Below are 25,428 nucleotides of genomic sequence, written 5' to 3'. Positions count from 1 at the left end.
AGCTCTACGATTTCCGCAAGTCCACCGATAGGCCTTGTCGCTCGGGCGATACGCACACTCAGCAGGGCTTCCACCAAGTCCCCCCGGGAAGGAAGCACCGCGAGCCGGTGTAGCTCGTCGGTTCATCCCGGTGGATGTATCCCGCGGGTCGGTCTGAAGGTCCAAGGTTCGGTGTTCCGCCGCCTCCCCCAGATGATCCGTTGCCCGGGGCCGGTGCCGGAGCAGGTGCCGGTGCCGGAGCAGGTGCAGGGGTCGGCGCGGGGGCAGGAGCAGGGGCCGGCTGTGGAGCGGGCTGGGGAGCCGGCGCCGGTTGCGGTGCCCGGCTTGGGGCGGGCCGCGGCGCGTCCGGAGCTGGAGCCGGTGGTTGAGCAGCCTCTCTCTCCCGCTCTCGGGCGGCCTGTCGTTCTTCTGCTTCTCGCTCAGCGTTCGCCTGCTCCCGCGCGGCTTGCTCCGCGTCGCGCTCGTCGTCGATACGTTCCATCTCAGCTTCGGCTTCGTAGGCACGGCGTTCACCGGTCGTGATCGCCTGATCGAGGCTCTGCTGATACGAATCACGCTGAGATGCGTAGGCCCGGTGGTGGATCCCTGAGGCGTCTGGATCTATGGAGAGCACGAGGTCCCGTGCCTGATCGGCAAGCAGGACCGCAGCGGCAGCGGCCGCAGCAGATTCTTCCAGCGCTTCGTACTCCTCGGGCGGTTCTGTCGGCAGGCTGTCCACCGCTTCCAGAGCCTCCTCCACCTGCGCTGGAACCGTACACGGCAGGGAGTCATCGAACAGTCCCCGTCCCGCGGTCTCCGCTTCCTCCTGCGCGTCCTGGACCGGCGGGAGGAATCTATCGTTAGGTTCGAAGTAGACCGCAATGCCGAAGCCAGCCCTCGCGATGGCGGCGTTGATAAAGTCGTCTTCTTTGAACACGCCGGCAAGCAGCCGGTCGTACTGATCGGTGCGCTCCTCGTCGAACTCGAGACGGACGGAGTCGCCGGGGGCCAGCAGCTCCTTCAGGAACTCAGATGCTTCAGGTCCCAGGCACTCCACATCGCGATCAGGGTGTTTCGTCTCTGGGGTATCGATATTGAGCAGGCGAACGCTATGGCGTTCACCTGCGTACTCGACACGAATCGTGTCTCCGTCGATGACATCGACCACCTGCGCATCGACCTCGCTGTCGTTCTCGAGCGAGGCGACGTTTGCGCAGCCGCCAGTGGCGAGCAATCCCACCACTATGGCTGGAATCAGAAAAGGCCTGTTCAAACTGGACACTCCCACCATGCAATCTTGACGATACCTGTACAGACGATACAGGCGATAGCCCAGAGGATCCGGATGAAATCATCGTAGAGCTGCGCAAAAATCGTAGAGCTACAGCCCTACGATCGGCTGCAGCTCTACGATTTTTTGACCCAGGCGGGGTGATCAGATCTGGGCGGGCTGCTCTTCCTCGGCGAGCTCCACCTCGGTGACCACCACATGCTGCCCGGCCTCGGTCTGCGGGCGCAGCTGAAGCGCACGCGAACGGGTCGCCGCCTTCACGTCCGCGAGTGCGGCGTCGATGTGGGCCAGCGTGCGCTCCGGTGCGGAGACCGTCGCGGTGACCACTTCGGTGCGCTGCTTGACCTTGGCCTCGGACTTGACCTTGCGCAGCCCGGAGAGGACCTGCGCCACGGAGTCCAGCATCCCGGCGGAGCCCTGCACGGACTCCAGCCCTGAGGTGGTGGGCCACTGGGTGGAGTGCACCGATCCGTTGCGCCACCAGCGCCAGACCTCGTCGGTGACGAAGGGCAGCACCGGGGCGAAGAGCCGCAGCAGCGAATCCAGCGTGGTGGCCAGGGCGGCCAGCACCGAGTCCTGCGCCTGATCGCCGCGTGAGCCGTAGGCGCGGTCCTTGACCAGCTCCACATAGTCATCGGTGAAGGACCAGAAGAAGGACTCCACGAGCTGCAGCGCCCGTGCATAGTCATAGTCGGCGAAGTGCTTGGTCGCCTGATCCACCACGGTGCGCAGCTCGGCGATCAGGGCGCGGTCGAGGGCCTCGGTCAGGACCTGGGCCCCGGCGTCGTCGGTGATGATGTGGCCCTCGGTCACGCCGAGGTTCAGCGCGAACTTCGAGGCGTTGAGCAGCTTGATCGCCAGGCGGCGCCCGATCTTCATCTGCGCGACCTCATACGCGGTGTCGGCACCGAGCTTCGCCGAGGCCGCCCAGTAGCGCACCGCGTCGGAGCCGAACTGTTCCAGCGGCTCGGTGGGCACGACCACGTTGCCCTTGGACTTGGACATCTTCTTCCGGTCCGGGTCCAGGATCCAGCCGGAGATCGCGGTGTTGGTCCACGGCACGGAGTCGTTCAGCGAGTTCGCCCGGACCGTGGAGGCGAAGAGCCAGGTCCGGATGATGTCGTGGCCCTGTGGACGCAGGTCGAAGGGGAAGACCTTGTTGAAGAAGTCGTTGTCCTTCTCCCAGCGGCCCGCGATGTGCGGGGTGATCGCCGAGGTGGCCCAGGTGTCCAGGACGTCGGCCTCACCGATGAAGCCGCCGGCGGCTCCGCGCTGCGACTCTTCGTACCCGGCGGGGACCTGCGAGGCGGGATCCACCGGCAGCAGGGCTTCGTCGGGCAGCAACGGGTTGTCGTAGTCGGGCTCGGCGTCGCCGTTGAGCGGGTACCAGACCGGGATCGGCACGCCGAAGAAGCGCTGCCGGGATACCAGCCAGTCCCCGTTGAGGCCCTCCACCCAGTTCTCGTAGCGGGACCGCATGAAGGCCGGGTGCCAGGAGATCTCCTTGCCCCGGGCGATCATCTTGTCCCGACGTGCGGCGTCGCGGCCGCCGTTGCGGATGTACCACTGGCGAGAGGTCACGACCTCCAGCGGCTTGTCGCCCTTCTCGTAGAAGTGCACCGCGTGGGTGATCTTCTTGGGCTCGCCGTCGAGCAGGTCCGCGGCCTTGAGCAGCTCCACCACGGCCTCCTTGGCCGAGTGCACGGTCTTGCCGGCGAGCTGTGCGTAGTTGGCCCGCCCCTGCTCGGAGGTGATCCACTCGGGAGTCTCGCGGGAGAAGCGGCCGTCGCGGCCGATCAGCGCGCGGGTGGGCAGCTGCAGCTCCCGCCACCAGGTCACGTCGGTCATGTCGCCGAAGGTGCAGATCATCGCGACGCCGGACCCCTTGTCCGGCTGCGCGAGCCCGTGCGCCTTGACCTCGACCTCGACGTCGAAGAGCGGGGAGATGACGGTCTTGCCGAAGAGGTGCTGGTAGCGCTCGTCGTCGGGGTGGGCGACGAGGGCCACGCAGGAGGGCAGCAGCTCGGGCCGCGTGGTCTCGATGAAGACCTGCTCCCCGGTGTCCTTCACCGTGAAGGGGTACCGGTGGTAAGCGCCGGGGTGGTCCTTGGCCTCGAGCTCGGCCTGGGCCACGGCGGTGCGGAAGGTGATGTCCCACAGCGTGGGCGCCTGCGCGGTGTAGGCGTTGCCCGCATGGATGTCGCGCAGGAAGGCGCGCTGGGAGGCGGCGCGGGAGTCGTCGTCGATGGTGCGGTAGGTCTGGCGCCAGTCCACCGAGAGGCCCAGCCGGGAGAACAGATCCTCGAAGACCTTCTCGTCCTCCACGGTGAGGGTCTCGCAGAGCTCGATGAAGTTCTGCCGGCTGATCGCGTCCCAGTCGCGCTGGTTCTTCGCGGGCTTCTCCGGCGGGGTGTAGTCCGGGTTGTAGGGCTGCGCGGGGTCACAGCGGACGCCGTAGTAGTTCTGCACCCGACGCTCGGTGGGCAGTCCGTTGTCGTCCCAGCCCAGCGGGTAGAACACGTTCTTGCCGCTCATCCGCATGAAGCGCGCCATCACGTCGGTCTGCGTGTAGGAGAACATATGCCCCACGTGCAGGGACCCGGAGGCGGTCGGCGGCGGGGTGTCGATGGAGTACACCTGGGCGCGCTCGGTGTCCTCGTTGAAGTGGTAGATCTCCTCGGCCTGCCAGGCGGCGTGGAGCTTCTCCTCGAGGCCCTCCAGCGCCGGGCGGTCCGGGACCACGGGGGTCCTGGTCTCGGCGGTGCCGTGGGGGGAGTCTGCGGAAAGGGTCTCGGTGGCGGGCGCGTCTGTGCCCGGGGTCTGATCAGCCATGCTGGCCATTCTCTCACGGTGGGAGTGTCACATACTGAACTCCCGGTTCTCCGCAGGCACCCTGCTCACTAGGCTGTCTCCATGATCCAGACTGATGTCTCCACTCGCAGCGCCCTGGTCACCGGCGCCTCCTCCGGGATCGGCGCGGCCACCGCGCACCGACTCACGACCGAGGGCTGGCGGGTCTTCGCCGTCGCCCGGCGTGCCGAGAGGCTCGAAAGCCTGGCCGAGCAGGAAGGGATCATCCCGATCATCTGCGACGTCACCGATCCGGAGCAGGTGGCCGCCGCGCTGGAAGAGGTCGCCGAGGCCGGTGGGATCGACACGCTGATCAACAATGCCGGCGGCGCGCTCGGCATGGACTCGGTGGCCGAGGGGCGGCCCGAGGACTGGCGCTGGATGTTCGACGTCAACGTGCTGGGCGCCTTGAACGTGATCAAGGCCTTCGTCCCGATGTTGCGCGAGCATGGCGAGGGCACGATCCTGACGGTGACCTCCACTGCCGCGCTCGCCCCCTACGAGGGAGGGGCGGGCTACAACGCGGCGAAGTTCGGGGAGCACGCGCTCACCGGTGCGCTGCGCCTGGAGGAGGCCGAACACAACATCCGCGTGATCGAGGTGCTGCCGGGCATGGTGGCGACCGAGGAGTTCACCGCCAAGCGGCTGCGCGGCGACGCGGCCGCCGCCGAGGCGGTCTACCGCGGGGTCAAGCGGCCGTTGGTGGCCGAGGACATCGCCGAGGTCATCGCCGCAGCGGTGACGCTGCCCCATCACGTGAACCTCGACCAGGTCGTGGTCCGCCCGGTGGCCCAGGCCGCCCAGCACAAGGTGATCCGCGAGGAGTAATCCCTGACCTGACAGAACAGACGACGACGCCGGCGCGAGCTTCCAAGCCCGTGCCGGCGTCGTCGTGTGGTGCTGCTGCGCGGTGTCAGTCCCGATCAGTCGAAGGCTGGGGACTCCGTGCGGGAGCGCTTGAGCTCGAAGAAGTACGGGAACTCGGCCAGGGCCACAGCACCGTCGAAGACCTTGCCGGCATCCTCACCGCGCGGGATCCGGGTCAGCACGGGGCCGAAGAAGGCCGTGCCCTGGAAGGCGACTATCGGGGTGCCGACGTCCTGGCCGACCAGGGAGATGCCCTTGTCGTGAGAGGCGCGCATCTCGGCGTCGTTCTTGTCGGTCTTGGCCTCGGCGAGGAGGTCCTCCTCCAGGCCCACGGCGCGCAGCGCCTGCAGCGTGGCGGCCTCGAAGTCCTTGTTGCCGTTGTTGTGGATCTCGGTGCCGGCGGCGGTGTAGAACTCGCCGACCTTGGTCTCGCCGTGCCTCAGCGCGACGGCGGTGGCGGTGCGGGCGGGGATCCAGCGGGAGAGCTGCTCGGGATCCTCGGCGGGTGAGGGGTTCTTGTCCTCGTTGAGCACACCGAGGCTCATCACGTTCCAGTGCACCTCGATGTCGCGGACCTTCTCCGCCTCCAGGATCCAGCGTGATGTCACCCAGGCGAAGGGGCACAGCGGGTCAAACCAGAAATCAACGCGTTCAGCCATGAAGGGCTCCTCTCGGCGCGGGGCGATCAGCCTCCGCGCGCGGTTCAGTGTACGTTCGGGTCAGCTGCATCGGGTATCGAGCTTCTCCCGGGTGCAGCTGGTGCTTCTTCTCGTCACAACCGGGGCGGCGCGGGATCCATTCCTGCTCAGAGCGGGGCGTCTTCCGGGATCGGGACCTCCAGGCCCAGCAGCGCGTTCTCGGTGACCTCCATCAGCGCCGGGTGGATCCAGTACTGGCCGCGAGCCGTCGTGTAGGCGTCCTGGCCGAAGCTCATCGCCTGGATGATCGGCTGGATCAGGTTCGACGCCTGGTAGCCCATCACGTGGGCGCCGAGGATCTGACCGCTGCGACGGTCTGCGATCACCTTGAAGATCCCCTCGCCGTCCTCCATCGCCCAGCCGTAGGCGGTGTCGCCGTAGTTCTGGATCTTGGTGGTGAGGTGCTCGGCACCGATGGCCTCCGCCGCCTGGGTCTCGGTGAGTCCGACCTGAGCCATCTCGGGGAAGGAGAAGATCGCGGCCGGGATGGCCTCCTGCCGGGAGGGCCGGATCCGGTCGGGATGCTCCAGGTTGTGCGCGACGACCCGGGCCTCCTGGTTCGCCACATGCTTGAGCATCGCCGGCGAGCTGATGTCGCCGAGCGCGTAGAGGCCCTCCACCGGCTCGCCCTGAATGAGCACCCGCTGGTACTGATCCACCGCGAGGCGCCCGTCGGGGTGGACGTCGAGACCTGCCTCTTTCGCGCCGATCAGGTCGGTGTTCGGAGTGCGACCGATCGCCACCAGGACAGTGTCCACATCGTGGCGCTCAACGTGGCCGTCAGAGGCGACCAGCTCGACCCGCAGTCCCCCACCATGTTCGCTGATGTTCGTCACGGCACGCTCGAAGCGCACCGTCCAGTTCTTCTGCGCCTCGGCCGAGAAGGCGGCTGAGATGTCGGCGTCCATGGCGTTCATCAGTCCACGGCTGCGGTTGACCTGGATGACCTCGGTGCCGAAGGCGGAGAAGACTCCGGCGAACTCACACGCGATGTAGCCGCCGCCGATGATCAGCAGCTTCTCCGGCCGCTCTTCGATGCGCATGATGCTGTCCGAGGTGTGGACGCCGGGCAGGTGGATGCCGGGGACCTGCGGCAACGAGGGGCGTGATCCGGCGGCGATGACCATCTGATCGGCCTCGGCGTGGACGCCAGAGTCGGAGACGAAGGCGAAGGGCGGCTGGCTGAAGTCACCCGTGAGCGTCACCTTCTCGGACACGAGATCGACGTTCTCCAGCTCCACCTCGCGATAGTGCCGACCGCCGGCCGAGATGGCGTCGATGCGCGAGAAGATCCGGTCCCGCATGGCGGGGAAGTCCACATCGGTGGTCGCCTGAGTGACATTGAGTCTGGCCGCTTCCACCGGCCCGCGGGCCAGTGCGGCGGGGCGGACGAACATCTTGGTGGGGATGCACCCGACGTTGAGGCAGGTGCCGCCGAAGGCCGCGGTGCTGCCTGAGCCCTTGTCCGCCAGGACGACGCGCTTGTCATCCCAGAAGGGGGTGATCAGGGAGTTCCCGGAGCCGGAACCGATGATGGAGAGGTCATAGTGGGCCATGCGGCAATCCTAGACTCCTGCGTGAGGTCGTTTTTCCCGGCACCGCCTCGAAGTCTTCGCGGGAATCCCCGGACGCTCGTCTCGGTTGTCGTGGGGGAATCACCCGTCTGCGCGGGTCCGCCCGGCAGGCTCACCTCAACGATCCCCCTCAAGGAGCAGCCCATGATCTTCATCGTCGTGAAATTCCAGGTCAAGCCCGAGTTCGCCGATCAGTGGCCGGCCATCACGGCTGAGTTCACGCAGGCCACCCGATCCGAGCCCGGCAACAAGTGGTTCGACTGGTCACGCAGCCTCCAGGACCCCAACGAGTACGTGCTGATCGAGGCCTTCGACGACGACGCTGCGGGCCCCCACGTGGAGTCGGCGCACTTCCAGAAAGCCGTCAGCTCCGACGGGGCCATGGCGCAGGCCCTGGTCTCCACTCCGAAGATCATCTCTCGCCAGGTCGAGGGCGATGGCTGGGACGAGATGGGTGAGATGAAGATCGGCTGATCTGAGTCTCATGGCGCGGAGCGCCGGGGCAGGGAACACTGAAGATCATCCCTATGATGGGTAGCGTGCAGATCTTGAGCGTTTCCAGTTTGAAGGGCGGGGTCGGTAAGACCTCGGTCACCATGGGCCTTGCCTCGGCCGCTCTCCACCAGGGGGTGCGGACCCTCGTCGTCGACCTCGACCCCCACGCGGACACCACCACCGGTCTCGCGGTCTCCCGCGGCACCGGCACCGAGGTCGGGAAGCTGCTGCGCGATGCCAAGCGTGCCGACATCCACAGCCATGTGGCGCGCTCAGGCTGGGTGGACCTGCTTCCCGAGGGGCGGCGCGCCGAGGCGAAGCTCGACGTGGTCGTCGGCTCCGCGCTCTCGGCTATGTACGATCGTCCAGACATCCGGACCCGCGACATGCGCCGGCTGAAGCTGCTGCTGGACCGTGTCTCCGGCTACGACCTGGTGCTCATCGACTGCCCGCCGTCATTGTCCGGGCTGACCCGGATCGGCTGGGCCGCCTCCGCCGGCGTGCTGATGGTGGCAGAGCCGAGCCTGTTCTCCGTGGCCGGCACCGAGCGGACGATGCGCGCCATTCGGATGTTCTCCAACGAGTACGCCCCGCAGCTGACGTCAGCCGGGGTCGTGGTCAACCGAACACGCGCCGACTCCGCCGAACATGAGTACCGGCTGCTCGAGATGGAGCGGCTCTACAAGGACAAGCTGATGATCCCGGTGCTGGAGGAGAATCCCTTCTGGCAGCAGATCCAGGGCGCGGCCTATCCGGTGCACCAGTGGCCCGGCGATCAGGTCAGGGATCTGGCGAGGTCCTTCGACCAGCTGCTCAGGCAGCTCGTCTGACGAAGCAGCGGTTGGACCCTTAGAAAGACAGCAGGACACAGCAGAAGGACCGCCCCTCATCGAGGGGCGGTCCTTCTGCTGTGTCCCCTGCGGGGACGACGACGGTGCTCAGGAGGCTTGGGAGCGGCGGGCCCTGAGCTGGGCCAGCTCATCCCCGGCCGAGGAGTCGAAGGATTCGAGACCGGGAACCACCTCGGGTTCGGTGCGCTCGCGTGGGAGCTCGACCAGGCTGGCCTCCACCTCGCGCCAGACCCGACCCACGGCGATGCCGAAGACGCCCTGTCCGCCCTGCACGAGGTCGATGACCTCGTCGGCTGAGGTGCATTCGTAGACGGAGGCCCCATCAGACATCAAGGTGATCTGTGCCAGATCATCGACGCCGCGTTCGCGCAGGTGTTCGATGGCGGTGCGGATCTGCTGCAGCGAGACGCCGGTGTCCAGCAGCCGCTTGACCACCTTGAGCACCAGGACATCCCGGAAGGAATAGAGTCGCGCCGAGCCGGAACCGGCAGCGTTGCGCATGGAGGGCTGAACGAGCTTCGTCCGCGCCCAGTAGTCCAGCTGACGGTAGGTGATTCCGGCCGCCGCACAGGCGACCGGACCGCGGTATCCAAGCTCTTCATCGAGCTCGGGCAGGCCGTCGCTGAACAGGGGCTGCTGGGCAGCTGCCTGCCCTGGCCGTACACGCTCGACGTCCGCGTGCGATTCTGGACCCACCTGGTAGCCTCCTGAAGTGCTGGACTCCGCTGGGGAAGCGCATCCCTGCGCCGCGAGGGCGGCGAGGAAAGTGCATGCGAAGGCCTTGTCCCTAGACGGTATTGCCGCAGCCGCGCAGGGTCAAAGACATTTGAAATTCACTCTACGGCGTGTCGCGGGTTTGCACTAGTCGCAGGCCCGCATGCGCCCCTGTTCACTCGAAATCCTCCGGCTCCGCGTTGTCCAGGAAGCGACGGAACTCCCTGATCTCGTCTTCGGAGATCGGACGCTGGCCGGTGGCGGCGGTGCGCGGGGTGATCCCCACCCGGGTCAGCATCTCCCGGTCCATGGTGACCAGACACTGCACCCGCACAGCGACCGCGATCGCGTCAGAGGCCCTCGCATCGAAGCTGCGCCCGCTGCCCAAGGTGATGGTGCCGCGGTAGGTGGAGGAGTCCAGCATGCCGATCTCCACGGAGCGGACTCCGGAGCCGAGCCGGGTCATGACCTCCGCGAGCAGGTCGTGGGTCATCGGCCGGGGCGGGACCTTCTTCTCCATAGCCATCGCGACGGCGTTGGCCTCCGCAGGTCCTACCAGGACGGCCACGTGGAGGTTCTCCAGTCCAGGTTCGGCACCACGGAGCACCACTACAGGCTGCTTCGAGGGAAGCTCTATCCGAACCCCCACGACATCCAGCGGCACCAGCTGGCTCTCCATGGATCAAGTCTAGGTCAGTTTTTGTCCAACTGCTCGACCGAGGTGTCCATGATTGAGGCGCGCAGGTCTTTGAGGCACTGCAGCATCTCTTTGGAGGACTCTGCCACTCGGGCCCGGGCCGCAGTATCCTTGCGGGCCGCATGCGGAGCCATGGCCCGTGAGATCAGATCCAGCTCGTTGTCCGCCGAGCGTCGGATGTTGACCAGGTGCTTCGGCTCGAGCCCGTAGCGGGCCAGGACTCGGACGGCCTTGACGGCCTTCAGGTCATGGTGGCTGTAGTTGCCCTCGGAATCGGCCTGGATGATGCGGAACTTCTCCAACGTGTCGAGCATCCCGCGAGTGGCTCCGGAGTGGGCGCGCAGCTCCTTGCGGGACATCGGGCGGATCCGTCCGGTGATCTGAGCGGCCATCTCATCGGTGACCTCGCGGGGACCCACGGGAGCCGACTCCGGGAGCGCCTCGGAAGTCTCTCCCGAATCGATGGCGTCCATCGTCTGCTTGATGACGTCCAGCGGCATGTAGCGGTCCCGCTGCAGCGCGAGGATGAACCGGAGGCGCTCGACGTCGGATGCGCAGTACTTGCGGTAGCCCGAAGCGGTGCGGGCCGGTTCGACCAGGTCGCGCTCCTCGAGGAAACGCAGCTTCGAGGCGGTCAGATCAGGGAACTCGTTCTGCAGCTCGCGCAGCACTTCGGAGATGGTGAACACGTGTGTCGCGGCACGCTCGGTCGAGGTCGCGGCCGATTTCGGCTTTGGCTTCGGCGCTGGTGAAGCACTCACTGCGTGTCCCCTTTCGGGCTGGCGGGAAGGAACGAACTCCCCCTCAGGATAACGTTCCTCTCCGGTCCGCCCGGGAATCTCGTCTCACCGGTCAGTCGGATTCGCGTGACCCGGCGTAGAAGGTGAGCCGGAACTTCCCGATCTGGACCTCGTCGCCGGGCCTCAACGCATACTCATCCACTCGGTCGTGGTTCACGTATGTGCCGTTGAGGCTGCCGAGATCCCGAATCTGAAAGCCTCGTCCTTCACGGCTCAGCTCGACGTGGCGCCGGGACACAGTCACGTCATCCAGGAAGATTCCCGCCTCCGGGTGCCGGCCCACGGTGGTCAGGTCCTGATCCAGCAGAAAGCGGGCTCCCTGGTTCGCCCCGCTGTGGGCGATGAGCAGTGCCGAGTTCCTCGGCAGCGCTGCGATGGCCTGCTTGTCATCCTCTGAGAGATGAGGCTCCCCTGGGTGCGCGTCAGCGGGCGGCAACGAAATGCTCGTCGTCTCCGCCGCACTCTGACCGTTGTCATGTTCTCGCGTGCTTTCCACGTCGCCTCCTCTCGCCGGCCTGTCTGCTGGCGGCTTTCAGCCTACTTGCTTTTTGTAATCCTCGGCAGAGAGCAGCGAGTCCGATCCCGAGGTCTCCGCAAGCTTGATCTCGAAGAGCCAACCCGCCCCATAGGGCGCCGAGTTCACGGCTCCTGGATTCTCGTCCAGCTCCGTGTTGACGGCGACGATCTCGCCGGCGACCGGGGCGAAGATGTCCGAGACTGACTTGGTGGATTCCACCTCTCCGACGACATCACCGGAGGTGACAGTCGAGCCGACCTCGGGGTGCTCCACATAGACGACCTCGCCGAGGGCGTCCTGGGCGAAATCGGTGATGCCCACGCGCACCACGAGAGCATCATCGGTGGTGCCGATCCATTCGTGCTCGGCGCTGTACTTGAACTCTTCGGGGACCGTGCTCATGATTGCGCTCCACTCTTAGGCCTGGCCTTGACTGCACAGCGGCCAGCCGCCGTGCGGCTGGCCTGCTGAGTGTCAGGTCTGTCTGCGAACAACTTAGCACCCCAGGATGGCCTGGGAATATGACCTCTGCGGTCTGTTGAGGCGGTGACTGCGCCGCCGCGTCCAGATTCGGTCGCGGCTCAGCCCTGCCGGGAGACGAACCGCTCGGCGTCGCGCTTGCGGTCCTCGCGGGCTTCGCGGGTCAGTTCGGCGCCGGCCTCCTCGTCGCGGGTGAGGTTCTCGCCGGTGGCCGGGTCGAAGAGGTGCATCCTGCGAGTGTCGAGCCAGAGCTCCGCGGTGTCGCCGCTGCGGAACCGGGACGTCGCGTCGACCTCGACTACGAGCTGAGTGCGCAGCTCATCGGCATCCATCTCCTCGGCAAGGTTGCGCAACGTGTCCTGGACCCGTTCGTCGGTCTCGTAGGAGACGTAGGCATACTGCTCGTTGCCCATCCACTCGCTGTGGCTGATCTCGGCCGTGAACGTGGTGCCCTTGGACAGCTGAGCCTCGCTGAGCTGGGAGGCGTCGTCGAAGAACTCAGGCCGGATGCCGGCCAGCACGATGTCGCGCCCTGCCCCGGCCTTGGCCGCGCGGTCCGGTATCTCGATCTTGCCCAGCGGGGTGGAGAAGACGTTACCCTCCACGGTGCCGGGAAGGAAGTTCATCGACGGGGAGCCGATGAATCCAGCGACGAAGAGGTTGGCCGGCTGCTCGTAGAGCTCCCGCGGGGAGGCGATCTGCTGGAGCAGGCCCTTCTTCAGCACGGCCACCCGGTCCCCCAGCGTCATCGCCTCGGTCTGGTCGTGCGTGACGTAGACGCTGGTGGTGTTGAGCTCGCGCTGGAGCCGGGCGATCTCGGCGCGCATCTGGCCGCGCAGCTTGGCGTCGAGGTTTGAGAGCGGCTCATCGAAGAGGAAGGCGTCGGCCTCACGGACGATGGCTCGGCCCATGGCAACACGCTGCCGCTGACCGCCGGAGAGGTTCGCCGGCTTCCGGTCGAGGTGCTCGGTGAGCTCGAGCATGGTCGCGGCATAGCGGACCTTCTCGTCGATCTCTTCCTTGGTGAACTTCCCCTTGGTCAGCCGCATCGGGAACGCGATGTTCTCGTAGACGGTCAGGTGCGGGTAGAGCGCGTAGCTCTGGAAGACCATCGCGAGGTTGCGTTCCCGCGGGGCCTTCTCGTTCACTCGCTCCCCGCCGATGAGCAGGTCACCCTCGGTGATGTCTTCAAGCCCCACGATCATCCGCAGCAGCGTGGACTTTCCACAGCCGGAAGGGCCGACCAGGATGATGAACTCGCCGTCTTCGATGTCGATGGAGATGTCATTGACGGCGGGGAAGCCGTCGTCGTATTTCTTGACGAGATTCTGAAGCGTGATGGATGACATTGCAGTGGAGTCCTTATCTACTCAGCCCTTGACGGCGCCCTGGGTCAGTCCGGAGACGATCTGGCGCTGGAACAGCAGCACCAGGACGACGACGGGGATGGTCACGATGATGGCCGCCGCGGAGATCGCGCCGGTGGGCTCCTCGAACTGAGAGGCGCCGGTGAAGAAGGCCAGTGCGGCCGGAACGGGTCTGGCTGCTTCGGTGGAGGTCAGCGATATCCCATAGACGAAGTCATTCCAGGCGATGAAGAACGCGATGATCGCGGTGGTGAACACGCCAGGCATGGCCAGCGGGACGATCGCTCGGCGGAAGGCCTGCCACTGGGTGGCACCGTCCACCTGCGCCGCCTGCTCCAGATCCCAGGGGATCTGGCGGAAGAACGCCGCGAGGGTCCAGATGGAGATCGGCAGGGTCAGCGACAGGTACGGGATGATCAGACCGAGCCAGGTGTCGTAGAGCCCGATGTTCCGCCACAGGTTGAACAGCGGGGTCACCACCGAGATGACCGGGAAGATCGACACCGCCAGTGCTGTGCCCAGGATGATCTTCTTGCCCGGGAAGTTCAGCCGGGCGATGGCATAGGCGCAAAGCGTGGCCAGCACCACCGCGATGAACGTGGCGATCAGGGTGATGCCGATCGAGTTCCGGAAGGCTGTGAGGAACAGCTCCTGGGCGTCGCCGACCAGGATCATCTCGTAGTTCTCCCAGGTCCAGTTCGACGGCAGGAAGGCCGCGTTGCCAAGGTCCGCCTGCGTCTTGAAGCTGGTTGCGAGGATCGCGGCCACGGGGAAGAGCGCGTAGAGCAGGACGACGACGGTCAGCACCGTCCATCCCAGGCGCTGCTTTCCGGTGAGCTTGCCGTTGGAGGCCATCTCTACTTACCTCCCTTTGCATCGGTGCCACTGGCAAGGTCGACCTTGAAGAACTTGATCGCGATGAAGCAGATCAGCAGCACGCAGATGAACAGGATCACCGATACCGCAGAGCCCAGTCCGATCTCGAGCCGTCCGATGGAGGTCCGGTAGGCCAGCAGCGAGAGCACCTCGGTGCCTGCGGCACCATTCGTCATGATGAAGACGTTGTCGAATATTCGGAAGGCGTCCAGTGCGCGGAAGAGCACCGCGACCATGATGGCGGCCTTCATGTTGGGCAGGATCACCCGGGTCATCTGCTGACGCCAGCTGGCGCCGTCGACCTTGGCGGCCTCGACCAGCTCGTCGGGGACCTGGGCGAGGCCCGCCAGGAGCAGCAGCGCGATGAACGGAGTGGTCTTCCAGATCTCCGAGGCCATGATCACGGTGATCGCGGTGCCGAAGTTGGCGAACCAGTCGAGGTCGCTGTCGATGCCCGGGACCCAGCCGAACCAGTTGTTCACGAAGCCCGAGTTGATGTCGAACATGTAGTACCAGGCGAAGGCGGAGACCACGGTGATGATGCCGTAGGGCACAAGGATCGCGGTGCGCAGCGCTCCCCGGATCCGCAGCAGAGCCTTGTGCATGACCAGCGCCAGACCGAAGCCGAGGACGAGCTCCACGGCCACGGTGACCACGGTGACCAGCACCGTGACACCGAGGGCGGACCAGAAGACCTCCGTGTCAGAGAGGATAGTGAGGTAGTTCTGCAGGAAGACGAATGACCGGTCGTCTGGTGAGGTGAGCCGGAAGGAGAACAACGAGTCGTAGATCGCCTGGGCGATCGGGTACGCGGTGACCGCGAGCATGATGAAGAAGGCAGGTCCCGCGATGAGCCAGCCCAGACGTGCCTCGGACTTGGCGCGGTTGGTCCGCTTGGTGCCATTGCCGTTCCTGCTTCTGGCGGCCTTGCCGTTGGACGACGCGGCGGCTTCGCGCTTCTGCCGCCGAGAGGTTTCAGGTGCGGTTGTCACAGGAGACGCTCCCCTCTGAGCACTTCGACGATGAAGGCATCGGTCTGTGGAGGAGTCTGTTCGGCATCGACCCCGGAAATAGGCGTGAACTCCTGCTGGATCGCGGTAGAGATCTCGTTGTAGAAGGGAGTCTGCGGTCGCGGTGCGGCGTTTTCAAGCGCTTCACGGATCGCATCGGCCATCGGGTAGTCCTCTTCCAGGGCCGGATCATCATAGGCGGCCTCCGAGGAGGGAGGGTTGCCGTTGGTGATGAAGTACTCAGTCTGGTTCTCCGGAGCCACGATGCACTCGATGGCCTCGAAGGCGAGCTCCTGGTTCTCGGAATCGGCCCCCACGCCGAGGTTGATGCCGCCCAGCGGAGGAGCCGAGGGCGTGTCCTCATCGACCCGGGGGTACTGGGACCACCCGATGTCGTCCACGAGCCCCTCGTCGACCACGCCTTCTTCAGCCGAGGCTTTGGTCGCCGCCCAGACGAAGGGCCAGTTCACCATGAAAGACCCCTCGTCGCCCTGGAAGAGCAGCATCGACTGATTCTCGTCCATCGAGGCGACACCGGGACCGGCCAGTCCCTCGCTGCCGATCATCGAGATGACCTCCGCGGCCCGACTTCCCACCTCGGAATCGAGATTTGTCTCCAGCTCCGCGGCAGGCGCCTCGGGGTTGGCGAGGATCGACTCATCCTGAGACTCGACCAGCGCGTTGACCCAGACGGTCATGGATTCAGCGCGGATCCCCTGGACGCCGAGAAGCTTGTCCTGTTCGATCGCGGCCTCGGTGATCTGCTCCCAGGTGACGGGCTCATCCATGTCCAGGCCCGCTTCCTCGACCACGGATTCGCGGTACCAGAGCAGCTGCGTGTTCGCCCAGAACGGGACGGTGACCAGTTCCTCGTTCCACATCGCCCCGGCGAGAGCGCCCTCCAGGGTGTCTTCGGTCGTGCGCTCAGCGACATCGTCCGGGACCGGCGCAAGGAATCCCGGCTCCGCCAGTTCGGGGATGAAAGGCGGGTCCAGCGACATGATGTCCAACGAGGCGTCGTTCGCCGCCAGGCGGCGGGCCAGCTGCTCGCGCTGGGAGGGCGCATCCGCCGGGAGCAGCGAGGTCTGGATCTGATACGCACCCTCGGACTCTTCCGTGCAGAGCTGCGCGAGCGCCGCCTGGCCGCCGTCGTCCGGGTTGATATACCAGGTGAGGGACGGGGGGCCGTCACCATCTGAACACCCGCTCAGCAGGATGGCTGCCGCGAGTGCGGAGCTGGCCGCGCGAACCGTCCGTCCCCTCCTCGGGGAGCCCTGGGATTCATCCATGAATCTTCCACCTCTCGTCACCCGGCGCGATGGCCCGGTCACTTGATGTGGCCTAGGCCACTTGCGTGTGATCGAGCCTACACCTCAGCTTCCGCCCAGCAAATAGCCAGGGTCTGAAAACGGTGGAAAAGGCAGGTCAGGCGGACTTCTTGCGGAACTTCTTGGCTTCGGACAGGGTGACCAGTTCGGCCTCGGCACCTTCGCGGACCACTGCTGCGGTGATGGTCACCGACGCGATGTCATCCCGGGAGGGCAGCTCGAACATCACGGGCCCCAGCACGTTCTCGAGGATCGACCGAAGTCCGCGCGCACCGGTGCCGCGCAGCTCAGCCTGCTCCACCACGGCCCCGAGCGCCTCGGGGGTGAACTCCAGCTCGATGCCGTCGATGGAGAAGATCTTCTGGTACTGCTTCACCAGCGCATTGCGAGGTTTCGTGAGGATGTCGGTGAGGGCCGCGGCGTCGAGCTGCTCGACGGTCGCGATCACCGGGAGCCGACCGATGAGTTCCGGAATCAGCCCGAACTTGTGCAGGTCCTCTGGTTCGACGTCGCCGTAGCTGGCCTCGCTCTTGGTGATCGTCGACAGGGGTGCGCCGAAGCCGATCCCCTTGCGGCCTGCGCGGGACTCGATGAGCTCCTCCAGCCCGGCGAAGGCGCCTGCGACGATGAACAGGATGTTCGAGGTGTCGATCTGGATGAACTCCTGCTGGGGGTGCTTGCGCCCGCCCTGCGGGGCCACCGAAGCGACCGTGCCCTCGAGGATCTTCAGCAGCGCCTGCTGGACACCCTCACCGGAGACGTCGCGGGTGATCGACGGGTTCTCGGACTTCCGCGAGATCTTATCGATCTCGTCGATGTAGATGATGCCCTGTTCGGCCTTCTTGACGTCACCGTCAGCGGCCTGGATCAGCTTCAGCAGGATGTTCTCGACGTCTTCCCCGACATAGCCGGCCTCGGTGAGGCTGGTCGCGTCGGCCACGATGAAGGGCACCTGGAGCTTCCGGGCCAGCGACTGCGCCAGATAGGTCTTCCCGGAGCCGGTCGGTCCGACCATCATGATGTTGGACTTGCCGATCTCGACGTCGTCCAGCGGACCCTTCTCCAGGGAGGTGGTCTTCTTCGCCGAGCCCGTGGCCTGGATCCGCTTGTAGTGGTTGTGCACCGCCACGGAGAGGGTGCGCTTGGCCTTGTCCTGGCCGATCACATACTCATCAAGGAACGCGTAGATCTCCCGCGGTTTGGGCAGCTCGAAGTCATCGGGCTCCTGGACCTCATTGAGGTATTCCTCGATGATCTCGTTGCAGAGCTCGATGCATTCGTCACAGATGTAGACGCCGGGGCCGGCGATCAGCTTGTACCGGACCTGCTTCTGGCTCTTGCCGCAGAACGAGCACTTGAGCAGATCTGCGCTCTCACCGATGCGTGCCATGGACGTGGGATCCCCTTAAGAACTGATGTGCTTACCGGCTATAGCGTACTTCAGGGCACTGACACGTTCGGGGACGTTCCGATGGAACGTCCCCGAACGGGTCGAGCTGCGCAGCTGAGAAAGCCTCAGAGCGGAAGCTTGCGGGAGGCGAGAACCTCGTCCACCAGGCCGTAGTCCTTCGCACCGGCGGCGGAGAGGAACTTGTCTCGGTCGATGTCCTCGGCGATCTCATCCGGGGACTTCTTTGTGAGGTCTCCGAGCACGTCTTCCATCCAAGTACGAATCCGGCGCACCTCATCCGCCTGGATCTGCAGATCCGTGGCGGTGCCGCGGGTGCCGCCCACAGCGGGCTGGTGGATCAGCACCCGCGCATTCGGCAGCGCCAGGCGCTTGCCGGGTGTGCCAGCTGCCAGCAGCACGGCAGCGGCGGAGGCCGCCTGTCCGAGGCAGACCGTCTGGATGTGCGGGCGGACGAACTGCATCGTGTCGTAGATGGCGGTCATGGCCGTGAACGAGCCGCCGGGAGAGTTGATGTAGAGCGTGATGTCACGCTCGGAGTCCATCGACTCCAGGACGAGCAGCTGCGCCATGATGTCATCGGCGGAAGCGTCGTCGACCTGGCTCCCCAGGAAGACGATGCGGTCCTCGAAGAGCTTCGCGTAGGGGTCCTGGCGCTTGAAGCCGTAGGGGGTCCGCTCCTCGAAGGAGGGGAGGATGTAGCGGGAGTCCGGCATTGAGGGGCCGCTGGGCTGTGCCGAGGGGAGGCCTGGTGCCGAGTGATCAAGTGGGTTCATGTCAGATGTGCTCCTGTGGTCCTGGTGCGAATCGTGGGCTGAGGCTGGTCTGCTCCCCTGAGGGATCAGACTCCCCCGCCGCCGGAGACGGTGGAAGACCGCTGGGCGATCTTGTCGAAGAAGCCGTACTCGAGGCCGTCCTCAGCGGTGAACCACTTGTCACGGGCGTTGTCCCGCAGGATCGTCTCGAGGCTCTGGCCGGTCTGCTCGGCGGTGAGCTCAGCCATGACCTGCTTCATGTGCTGGATCAGCTGCGCCTGGATCCGGACGTCCGACTCGGTTCCGCCGATGCCGCCGGAGGGCTGGTGCATCAGGATGCGGGCGTGCGGGGTCGCGAAGCGCTTGCCCGGGGTCCCCGAGGAGAGCAGGAACTGCCCCATCGAGGCGGCGAGGCCGGTGGCGACGGTGACGATGTCGTTCGGGATGAACTCCATCGTGTCGTAGATCGCCATGCCCGCGGTGACGGAGCCACCTGGAGAGTTGATGTAGAGGTAGATGTCCTTCTCGGTGTCTTCCGCAGACAGAAGGAGCAGCTGGGAACAGATGGCGTTGGCGTTGTCATCGCGGACCTCTGAACCGAGCCAGATGATCCGCTCCTTGAGCAGACGGTTGTAGATGTAGTCGTCGCGGGACGCGGGGTCCACGCTGGACATGCTCGGCAGGCTCTGGGTCATGGACTCATCCTCCACTGGTGGGTCAAGCTGGGGTCGGCACTGGCAGTGCCCTCGGCAAGAACATTACTGGTTCTCCCGCACCAGGTGAGCCCCTGGCAGGGGACTGTTCGCTGTTGGCACACGGTTTCAACCGGGAGAGAACACCTGGACGCAGAGAAGGGCCCCACCTGTGCGGCGAAGCCCTTCTGCTGCTGCGAGCTGGATCAGCTCTGCTTGGTGTCCTCGGAAGCCTCAGCCTCGGCGGTGTCGGCGTCGGTGGTGTCGGCTTCAGCGGTCTCAGCCGCGGTGGGCTCGGACTCACCGGCTTCGACCTCGTCCTCGTCACCGGCCGGGGTCACGAAGTCGGTCAGGTCCACGAGGTTGCCCTCGGTGTCCTTGACGACGGCGAGCTCGAGCACCTTGGCAAGTGCCTTGCGGCGGCGAACCTCGCCCATGATCATCGGGACCTGGCCGGCCTGATCGAGCATCTGCGCGAACTGGTTCGGCTCCATGCCGTACTGGGAGGCGGTCGAGACGATGTATTCGATGACCTCGCTCTGCTCCACGCCGATCTCTTCCTTCTGCGCGATCTCGTCGAGGACGAGTTCGTTGCGGAAGGCGTCGGCGGTCTGCTTGGAGAGCTCCTCGCGGTGCTCCGCGGTGTCGTGATCGTCACCGGGCTCGTGGCCCTGGGAGGAGAAGTGCTGCTCGACCTGCTCGGCGACCACGGACTCGGGCACCGGCACCTCGATGAGCTCCATGAGCTTCTCCAGGACCTTGTCGCGTGCTTCGACGCCCTGCTCCACGACGAGGTTCTCCTCGGCCTTGGACTTCAGGTCGGCGCGAAGCTCCTCAATGGTGTCGAACTCCGAGGCGAGCTGAGCGAACTCGTCGTCGGCCTCGGGGAGCTCGCGCTCCTTGACGGCCTGGAGGGTGACCTTGACCGATGCGGTCTCACCGGAGTGATCGCCGCCGGCCAGAGTGGTCTCGAAGGTGGCGTCCTCGCCGGCGGAGAGACCCTCGAGGGCCTCATCGATGCCCTCGAGCATGGTGCCGGCACCGACCTGGTAGGAGAGGCCGGAGGCGGTGTCGACCTCTTCCTCGCCGACGGTGGCGATCAGGTCGATGGTGACGAAGTCGTCGTTCGCGGCGGGGCGCTCGACGTCCTTGAGCGTGCCGAAGCGGCCGCGGAGCTCGTCGAGCTGCTCCTGGACGGCTGAGTCATCCGCGGAGCGCGACTCGACCTCGACCTCGAGGCCGGAGTAGTCGGGCAGCTCGATGACTGGCTTGATGTCCAGCTCGCCGGTGAACTTGAGCACGCCTTCGTTGGTCTTGACGTCGGGGATCTCTTCGATCTCCACCTCAGGACGCGACAGTGGGGCGAGGTCGGCCTCGGCCAGACCCTGCTGGTAGAAGTCGTTGAGGCCATCGTTGATGGCCTGCTGGATGACGTACTCGCGACCGACACGCTGGTCGATGATCGGAGCCGGCACCTTGCCCTTGCGGAAGCCTGGGACCTGGACCTGCTCGGCGATGCTCTTGTACGCCGCCTTGATCTTCGGTTCCAGCTCCTCGGAAGTCACCTCGACGGTGAGCTTGACGCGGGTCGGGTTCAGATTCTCTACGGTGCTCTTGACCACGTGTGGGGCTCCTGATCGATGACTGGTGAATCGTCTGCTGTCGGGGTGACAGGATTTGAACCTGCGGCCTCACGCTCCCAAAGCGCGCGCTCTACCAAGCTGAGCTACACCCCGATTGACTGCCCAGCCTGTCGTGCGGTCTGACCGTATGCACGGTGGACCTTCGTGAGGACTTCAGGCGGACCGGTCCACAGTACCGTGTCCTCCCCCAAGGCGACGAATCCTGAACCGTGCGCCCAGGTGAGGTGCTCAGGGAGCCGTCGTCAGCGTCAGAGCCGGTGACCACAGAGATGAGATCACGGTCACCCATTCTCAATTGGCGCACCCGCAGACCTGGTGCTAGAGTTCTATGTCGTTGCCCTGCTGAGATGCAGAGCGGCGATCATCGGTACAGCGCTTGTTGATAAGGGCCTCTAGCTCAATTGGTAGAGCATCAGACTCTTAATCTGCAGGTTTCGGGTTCAAGTCCCGAGGGGCCCACTCTTCACGGGCAGGCGCAGTCCGAGGATCAGGCCGCCGATCACGAATCATTCGTGGATCGGCGGCCTTTTTCATGCCCGAATCGGACCAGATCGCTCCAGCCAGATCGGATCTCAGCTGAAGCGTCCGGATCTTCAGGCGGCGTTCATCCGCTCGACGATGTCCATGAAGTAGTCGATGAAATCGTAGAAGTCCTTCACGTCGCGGCTCTGGTGCAGCTCGACCTCGGGGAACTCGTCGAAGCGCACCTGCTCGTGGAGGTCCAGTTTCATTCGGCGCCCGGTGGAGAGGGTCAGCTCCACGAAGTTGTCTTCAGACGCCATCCCGGCGAGGTTGGTCAGATTGACCAGGGTGGGAATGGCCGCCGCCGCGGGTCCCGGCTCCTCGCCGAGGCGCAGCGCCTGCACCCGGCCCAGCGCGTCGTCCAGATCGACCGGGCAGAGCACGATCTCGACCGGCTCGCGGCGGTAGCCGACCAGCAGCAGTGATCCGCCCCAGGCCCGGGCGGCACCGATCTTCGCGGGGGCTCCCAGACGATCCACCGTGCAGAGGATGTTGTAGGACCCGAAGTTCATCACCGAGGCGTCGAAGCTTGCGCGCAGGGCGTCCACCAGGTGCTGTTCCGGCTCGCTGCGCTCGGTGACGATGACCATGGTGCCTCGACTCTCGCGGGGGCTTGGGCGTTCTATTCTACGGATAGGCTTGATCCGGCGCATCAGCCATCTCCGTTGAAAGGACTTCGATGAGCATTCGACTTGAACCCGGCGACGTCGCTCCCACCTTTACGCTGCCGGCCGCCGGCGGCGACTCGGTGAGCCTGGACCAGATGCGGGGCAAGAAGGTCATTCTGTACTTCTACCCCAAGGCCTCCACGCCCGGATGCACGACCCAGGCCTGCGACTTCCGGGACTCTCTGGACTCCCTGGCCGCCTCGGGCTACACGGTGCTGGGCATCTCCCCGGACCCGGTCTCGGCCCTGGACTCCTTCACCGAGGAGCAGTCCCTGAGCTACCCGCTGCTCTCCGACGAGGATCACGCCGTGGCCGAGTCCTACGGCGCCTGGGGCGAGAAGAAGAACTACGGCCGCGTCGTGGAGGGACTGATCCGTTCCACCATCGTGCTCGACGAGGACGGCAAGGTCGCCCTCGCGCAGTACAACGTGAAGGCCACCGGCCACGTCGCACGCCTGCGCGAGAAGCTCGCCGCCTGAACCGCGCCGAGAGTCTGCAGATCGAGTTTCGGCCCCACCCACCGGGCTCAGCGGCCCCGGGCTGGGGACGGACGCTCCTGTAGACTGAGGCGTCGCTGCTGAGAAGCTCATACGCTTCCCAGTGATCGCTGCGGGCGTGGCGGAATTGGTAGACGCGCTGGATTTAGGTTCCAGTGTCTTAGACGTGGGGGTTCAAGTCCCCCCGCCCGCACCAGGCGAGTTTGGCTCCATGCTGGGCCTGACCAGCACCGTCGATCAGGTGCTGCAGGTCCTCGGCGGTGAACAAGTCCATCGGGACCAGCACCCCGTGCAGTCCGGGCCCGCAAGGCAGCTTCTCCGCCACGGCGGCCACCACCAGGGCTGTGCATCCGTAGTCGCTGAAGCCCTGCACCGCCGACCTCCCGGTCCTGCTCGCCGCCGCGTCGTCCGCTCGCCTCCGCGCTGAGCCAGTTCCTCTCCGGCACGGACGGATCATGCCGCGGCGTGACCCTCAGGCGGCTCCTCGTGAGCAGACGCAGCAGACCCACTCTGCGCAGCGCCGCGATCATTCGGGTGAGCCGGGCATCAGACCACCCCGTGAAACAGCTGATCTCTCCCGCCCGGAGCCGTGACAGCAGAACCTCACGCTCATCGCAGCGCATCAGTCCCACCGCTGCGGTGGCCTGACCGAACTGCATCCGGCGACGCAGGACGAACCCGGGCTTCGTCCCCTCCCTGGTGGGGACCCGCCGAGCTCACGCTCAGCGGCGCGCAGCAGCGCACCCTCGTGGGAGACGTCGATGCACGGAATCCCCAGCTCGGCGCACACCCGCTGGACTCGAGGCTGGGGCTGCGGCACTGCGACCACGACGAGGTCCACCGAGGCGGCCGCGACTCGGATGCTCGTCTCCTCGCCGACATCGACCCGCAGCGCGCCCGGTGCGGAACGGGAATGCACTCCCCTGATCAGAGTCACGTCCCGATGAGTCAGCAGTGCGGCGCAGATCTGCTGACCCAGCACACCGGAGGAGCCGACCACCAGGATCCGTCTCATGGGTCGATCATGGCGCACGGATGGGTCACGCGGAAGGGGCTCAGGTAGTCTGAACCGCGACCAGCGGGCTGCGGGATCCCCGCCGGTACTGCCCCGATCGAAAGGACGCGAGATGCGGTCACCCATGCAGCGCCGTCGCTTTCTCGGCGCCATGGGGCTTGCCAGCACCGCCGGCGCCCTGCAATGGCCCAGCTCGCCCCTCAACCCCGACTCCGCTTCCCGGGCCCATGCCGACGAGGCGCCTCAGCAGACCGAGCCGCGCGGCGTCGTCCTCTCGGCGGTCTCCGCAGTGGCGTCGATGGACCCGGCGCTCTCGGTGGACACCGAGACCGCGCGGGTCTGCCGCCAGGTCTTCGAGACGCTGGTCGGGATCGACGGCCAGACCGGCGCCACCGCCCCGCTGCTGGCCACCGATTGGGAGGCGAGCCGCGACGGACTGACCTACACCTTCACGCTGCGCGAAGATGTGCGCTTCCACGACGGGAGCGAGCTGACCGCCGAGGTGGTGGTCGCGAACTTCCAGCGCTGGGGCCGGATGAACGAGCTGCTCGGCGCGGAAGCCCCCGCCCGCACCACGTTGGCCTTCGAGTCGCTCTTCGGTGGATTCTTCGACGACGAGGACTGTCTGCTGGAGTCCATCGAGGCTTCATCGGAGTTCACTGTGGAGCTGACCCTGTCCGAGCCGCTGGTCTTCCTGCCCCAGGCGCTGGCGATGCCGGCCTTCGGGATCGCCTCCGCGGAGGTGCTCTCCGACAGCGACCCCGGGCTCCTCGCCCGCGAACCTCGCGGCACCGGCGCCTACCGGCTGGTAAGCGTCAGCGCCGACGAGGTGGTGCTCGAGGCGTTCAAGGACTACTGGGACGGGGAGCCTCCGACCGAACGCGCGGTCGTGCGCACGCTTCCGCGCTCCTTCGACCGGCTCCGCGAGCTGCAGCGCGGGGAGATCGACGTCTATGACTACATCACCGCGGACAATCTGCGCTCCCTGGTGCAGGCTGGCCGACTGATCCTGCAGCGTGACCCGTTCTCGGTCCTCTACCTCGGGTTCAACCTGGACCACCCGGTCATGGGAGACCCCGAGGTGCGGGAGGCGGCCGCGCGCGCGATCAACCTCACCACCCTCGTGGAGTCCTATTTCCTGGAGGGCAGCCGGCCCGCCTATCAGTTCACCCCGGCGGCACTGGGCGTCCACTCGGATGAGTCCGCCCGCTACGGCTACAGCGTCGAAGAGGCGCAGGAGCTGCTCGCGGAGACCGGCTATGACGGTGAGCCGCTGCGCTTCTACTACCCGATGAACGCCACCCGCAGCTACTTCCCCCGTCCCGAGGCGGTGTTCGCCTCGGTCGCCCGCGACCTGACAGCCATCGGATTCAATATCGTTCCGCGCCCGGTGTCCTGGGACGACGGGTATGTGGATTCGCTGCTCGACGATGACCAGCGGGCGATGCATCTGCTCGGACGCAACGGCGGCTACCGGTCACCGCACTCGTTCTTCGGCCCGCTGTTCTCACACCAGACCCCCGAGTTCAACTACGACTCCCCCGAGGTCCGCGAGCTGATCCGCAGCGGACGCAGCGAGAACGACGAGCAGTCACGCAATGACATATATCGGGAGATCGCTGACCTCGTCGCCGAGGATCTCCCGGCGCTGCCGCTGGTGCATCCGATCTCCGGCGTGGCGCTGGGCCGGGGCGTCGCTGATTATCCGATGTCCCCGGTGCTGCACGAGCTCTTCAAGGACATCATCCCGGCGGATTAGCCCGCACCTCCGGGCGGTGATGGATTTCCCGGGCTCGCGCGGGCGCGGGTAGAGTCGATTCTTGGACATCGCGTA

The 25,428-nt window shown here is 65.9% G+C and carries 25 protein-coding genes and 3 tRNA genes; 7 read left to right on the top strand and 21 right to left on the bottom strand.

Annotated elements, in window-relative coordinates:
* Positions 1-58 precede the first annotated feature (58 nt).
* Together ACHAA4_RS00365 and valS are read right to left on the bottom strand one after the other, a co-directional pair.
* The gene (locus tag ACHAA4_RS00365; RefSeq protein ID WP_435772224.1) at positions 59-1,213 is read right to left on the bottom strand and encodes a thermonuclease family protein; all 1,155 of its coding nucleotides are present in this window, start codon (positions 1,211-1,213) and stop codon (positions 59-61) included.
* Positions 1,214-1,414: 201 nt separating this feature from the next.
* Entirely contained in the window at positions 1,415-4,102 is a 2,688-nt protein-coding gene (gene valS / locus ACHAA4_RS00360) for a valine--tRNA ligase (RefSeq protein WP_435772223.1), read from the bottom strand.
* 81 nt (positions 4,103-4,183) lie between these two features.
* Between valS and ACHAA4_RS00355 the strand changes: the two genes are divergently transcribed.
* Positions 4,184-4,948, top strand: coding sequence for an SDR family oxidoreductase (locus ACHAA4_RS00355; RefSeq protein ID WP_435772222.1), 765 nt, complete (start codon positions 4,184-4,186; stop codon positions 4,946-4,948).
* Positions 4,949-5,043: 95 nt separating this feature from the next.
* Here ACHAA4_RS00355 and ACHAA4_RS00350 read toward each other — a convergent pair whose 3' ends face one another.
* Entirely contained in the window at positions 5,044-5,646 is a 603-nt protein-coding gene (locus ACHAA4_RS00350; RefSeq protein ID WP_435772221.1) for a mycothiol-dependent nitroreductase Rv2466c family protein, read from the bottom strand.
* Between the two features lie 146 nt (positions 5,647-5,792).
* Positions 5,793-7,241: a mycothione reductase gene (locus ACHAA4_RS00345; protein WP_435772220.1), complete on the bottom strand. Its 1,449-nt coding sequence runs from the start codon at positions 7,239-7,241 to the stop codon at positions 5,793-5,795.
* A 162-nt stretch (positions 7,242-7,403) separates the two neighbouring features.
* On the opposite strand from ACHAA4_RS00345, the gene ACHAA4_RS00340 reads away from it, so the two are divergent.
* Both ACHAA4_RS00340 and ACHAA4_RS00335 read left to right on the top strand, forming a co-directional pair.
* Positions 7,404-7,733: a putative quinol monooxygenase gene (locus tag ACHAA4_RS00340; RefSeq protein WP_435772219.1), complete on the top strand. Its 330-nt coding sequence runs from the start codon at positions 7,404-7,406 to the stop codon at positions 7,731-7,733.
* A 65-nt stretch (positions 7,734-7,798) separates the two neighbouring features.
* Positions 7,799-8,584 carry a ParA family protein gene (locus tag ACHAA4_RS00335; protein ID WP_435772218.1) on the top strand — a complete coding sequence of 262 codons (786 nt, stop codon included), beginning with the start codon at positions 7,799-7,801 and terminating at the stop codon, positions 8,582-8,584.
* Between the two features lie 108 nt (positions 8,585-8,692).
* Here the strand turns inward: ACHAA4_RS00335 and ACHAA4_RS00330 are convergent, their stop codons facing one another.
* From ACHAA4_RS00330 to ACHAA4_RS00265, 14 genes are all read right to left on the bottom strand, one after another.
* A complete protein-coding gene (locus ACHAA4_RS00330; protein ID WP_435772217.1) occupies positions 8,693-9,301 on the bottom strand; it encodes a MerR family transcriptional regulator in 609 nt (202 codons plus the stop codon).
* Positions 9,302-9,494: 193 nt separating this feature from the next.
* A complete protein-coding gene (locus ACHAA4_RS00325) occupies positions 9,495-9,998 on the bottom strand; it encodes a bifunctional nuclease family protein (RefSeq protein ID WP_435772216.1) in 504 nt (167 codons plus the stop codon).
* 14 nt (positions 9,999-10,012) lie between these two features.
* The gene (gene ftsR, locus ACHAA4_RS00320; protein ID WP_435772215.1) at positions 10,013-10,777 is read right to left on the bottom strand and encodes a transcriptional regulator FtsR; all 765 of its coding nucleotides are present in this window, start codon (positions 10,775-10,777) and stop codon (positions 10,013-10,015) included.
* Positions 10,778-10,868: 91 nt separating this feature from the next.
* A complete protein-coding gene (locus ACHAA4_RS00315; RefSeq protein WP_435772214.1) occupies positions 10,869-11,312 on the bottom strand; it encodes an FHA domain-containing protein in 444 nt (147 codons plus the stop codon).
* Between the two features lie 36 nt (positions 11,313-11,348).
* Positions 11,349-11,735 carry a glycine cleavage system protein GcvH gene (gene gcvH, locus ACHAA4_RS00310; RefSeq protein WP_435772213.1) on the bottom strand — a complete coding sequence of 129 codons (387 nt, stop codon included), beginning with the start codon at positions 11,733-11,735 and terminating at the stop codon, positions 11,349-11,351.
* A 179-nt stretch (positions 11,736-11,914) separates the two neighbouring features.
* A complete protein-coding gene (locus ACHAA4_RS00305) occupies positions 11,915-13,162 on the bottom strand; it encodes an ABC transporter ATP-binding protein (protein WP_435772212.1) in 1,248 nt (415 codons plus the stop codon).
* 21 nt (positions 13,163-13,183) lie between these two features.
* Positions 13,184-14,035: a carbohydrate ABC transporter permease gene (locus ACHAA4_RS00300; RefSeq protein ID WP_435772211.1), complete on the bottom strand. Its 852-nt coding sequence runs from the start codon at positions 14,033-14,035 to the stop codon at positions 13,184-13,186.
* A 2-nt stretch (positions 14,036-14,037) separates the two neighbouring features.
* Positions 14,038-15,048 (bottom strand): carbohydrate ABC transporter permease, encoded by a 1,011-nt coding sequence (locus tag ACHAA4_RS00295; RefSeq protein WP_435772210.1) that lies wholly within the window; start codon positions 15,046-15,048, stop codon positions 14,038-14,040.
* Positions 15,045-16,355, bottom strand: a complete 1,311-nt coding sequence (locus ACHAA4_RS00290; protein WP_435772209.1) for an extracellular solute-binding protein — start codon at positions 16,353-16,355, stop codon at positions 15,045-15,047. The genes ACHAA4_RS00295 and ACHAA4_RS00290 overlap by 4 nt, the downstream gene beginning before the upstream one ends.
* Positions 16,356-16,491: 136 nt before the next feature.
* The gene (clpX, locus tag ACHAA4_RS00285) at positions 16,492-17,784 is read right to left on the bottom strand and encodes an ATP-dependent Clp protease ATP-binding subunit ClpX (protein WP_435772208.1); all 1,293 of its coding nucleotides are present in this window, start codon (positions 17,782-17,784) and stop codon (positions 16,492-16,494) included.
* A gap of 125 nt (positions 17,785-17,909) precedes the next feature.
* Positions 17,910-18,578, bottom strand: coding sequence for an ATP-dependent Clp protease proteolytic subunit (locus ACHAA4_RS00280; protein ID WP_435772207.1), 669 nt, complete (start codon positions 18,576-18,578; stop codon positions 17,910-17,912).
* A 65-nt stretch (positions 18,579-18,643) separates the two neighbouring features.
* Positions 18,644-19,252 (bottom strand): ATP-dependent Clp protease proteolytic subunit, encoded by a 609-nt coding sequence (locus tag ACHAA4_RS00275; RefSeq protein ID WP_058889456.1) that lies wholly within the window; start codon positions 19,250-19,252, stop codon positions 18,644-18,646.
* A gap of 203 nt (positions 19,253-19,455) precedes the next feature.
* Positions 19,456-20,871, bottom strand: a complete 1,416-nt coding sequence (gene tig, locus ACHAA4_RS00270) for a trigger factor (RefSeq protein WP_435772206.1) — start codon at positions 20,869-20,871, stop codon at positions 19,456-19,458.
* Between the two features lie 40 nt (positions 20,872-20,911).
* Positions 20,912-20,985 (bottom strand) — tRNA-Pro (locus ACHAA4_RS00265).
* A gap of 293 nt (positions 20,986-21,278) precedes the next feature.
* Between ACHAA4_RS00265 and ACHAA4_RS00260 the strand changes: the two genes are divergently transcribed.
* Positions 21,279-21,351: transfer RNA gene (locus ACHAA4_RS00260), tRNA-Lys, on the top strand.
* A gap of 134 nt (positions 21,352-21,485) precedes the next feature.
* Here the strand turns inward: ACHAA4_RS00260 and ACHAA4_RS00255 are convergent.
* Positions 21,486-22,004 carry a hypothetical protein gene (locus tag ACHAA4_RS00255; protein ID WP_435772205.1) on the bottom strand — a complete coding sequence of 173 codons (519 nt, stop codon included), beginning with the start codon at positions 22,002-22,004 and terminating at the stop codon, positions 21,486-21,488.
* Between the two features lie 89 nt (positions 22,005-22,093).
* On the opposite strand from ACHAA4_RS00255, the gene bcp reads away from it, so the two are divergent.
* Together bcp and ACHAA4_RS00245 are read left to right on the top strand one after the other, a co-directional pair.
* Entirely contained in the window at positions 22,094-22,561 is a 468-nt protein-coding gene (bcp, locus tag ACHAA4_RS00250; RefSeq protein WP_435772204.1) for a thioredoxin-dependent thiol peroxidase, read from the top strand.
* A 130-nt stretch (positions 22,562-22,691) separates the two neighbouring features.
* A tRNA-Leu gene (locus tag ACHAA4_RS00245) sits at positions 22,692-22,775 on the top strand.
* Here the strand turns inward: ACHAA4_RS00245 and ACHAA4_RS00240 are convergent.
* Positions 22,740-22,952, bottom strand: coding sequence for a hypothetical protein (locus tag ACHAA4_RS00240; protein WP_435772203.1), 213 nt, complete (start codon positions 22,950-22,952; stop codon positions 22,740-22,742). The two genes, ACHAA4_RS00245 and ACHAA4_RS00240, sit on opposite strands and share 36 nt — an antisense overlap.
* 249 nt (positions 22,953-23,201) lie before the next feature.
* Complete coding sequence (locus ACHAA4_RS00235; RefSeq protein ID WP_435772202.1) at positions 23,202-23,594, bottom strand: Rossmann-fold NAD(P)-binding domain-containing protein; 393 nt, start codon at positions 23,592-23,594, stop codon at positions 23,202-23,204.
* A gap of 112 nt (positions 23,595-23,706) precedes the next feature.
* Here ACHAA4_RS00235 and ACHAA4_RS00230 point away from each other — a divergent pair, with 112 nt between their 5' ends.
* Positions 23,707-25,353, top strand: a complete 1,647-nt coding sequence (locus ACHAA4_RS00230) for an ABC transporter substrate-binding protein (RefSeq protein ID WP_435772201.1) — start codon at positions 23,707-23,709, stop codon at positions 25,351-25,353.
* Positions 25,354-25,428 lie beyond the last annotated feature (75 nt).

Origin of the sequence: Nesterenkonia maliinae (assembly GCF_051262655.1) — a bacterium.
Taxonomy (GTDB): Bacteria; Actinomycetota; Actinomycetes; order Actinomycetales; family Micrococcaceae; genus Nesterenkonia.
Note: the sequence above shows the minus strand (reverse complement) of the source record. Positions and strands in the feature narration are given on the sequence as shown.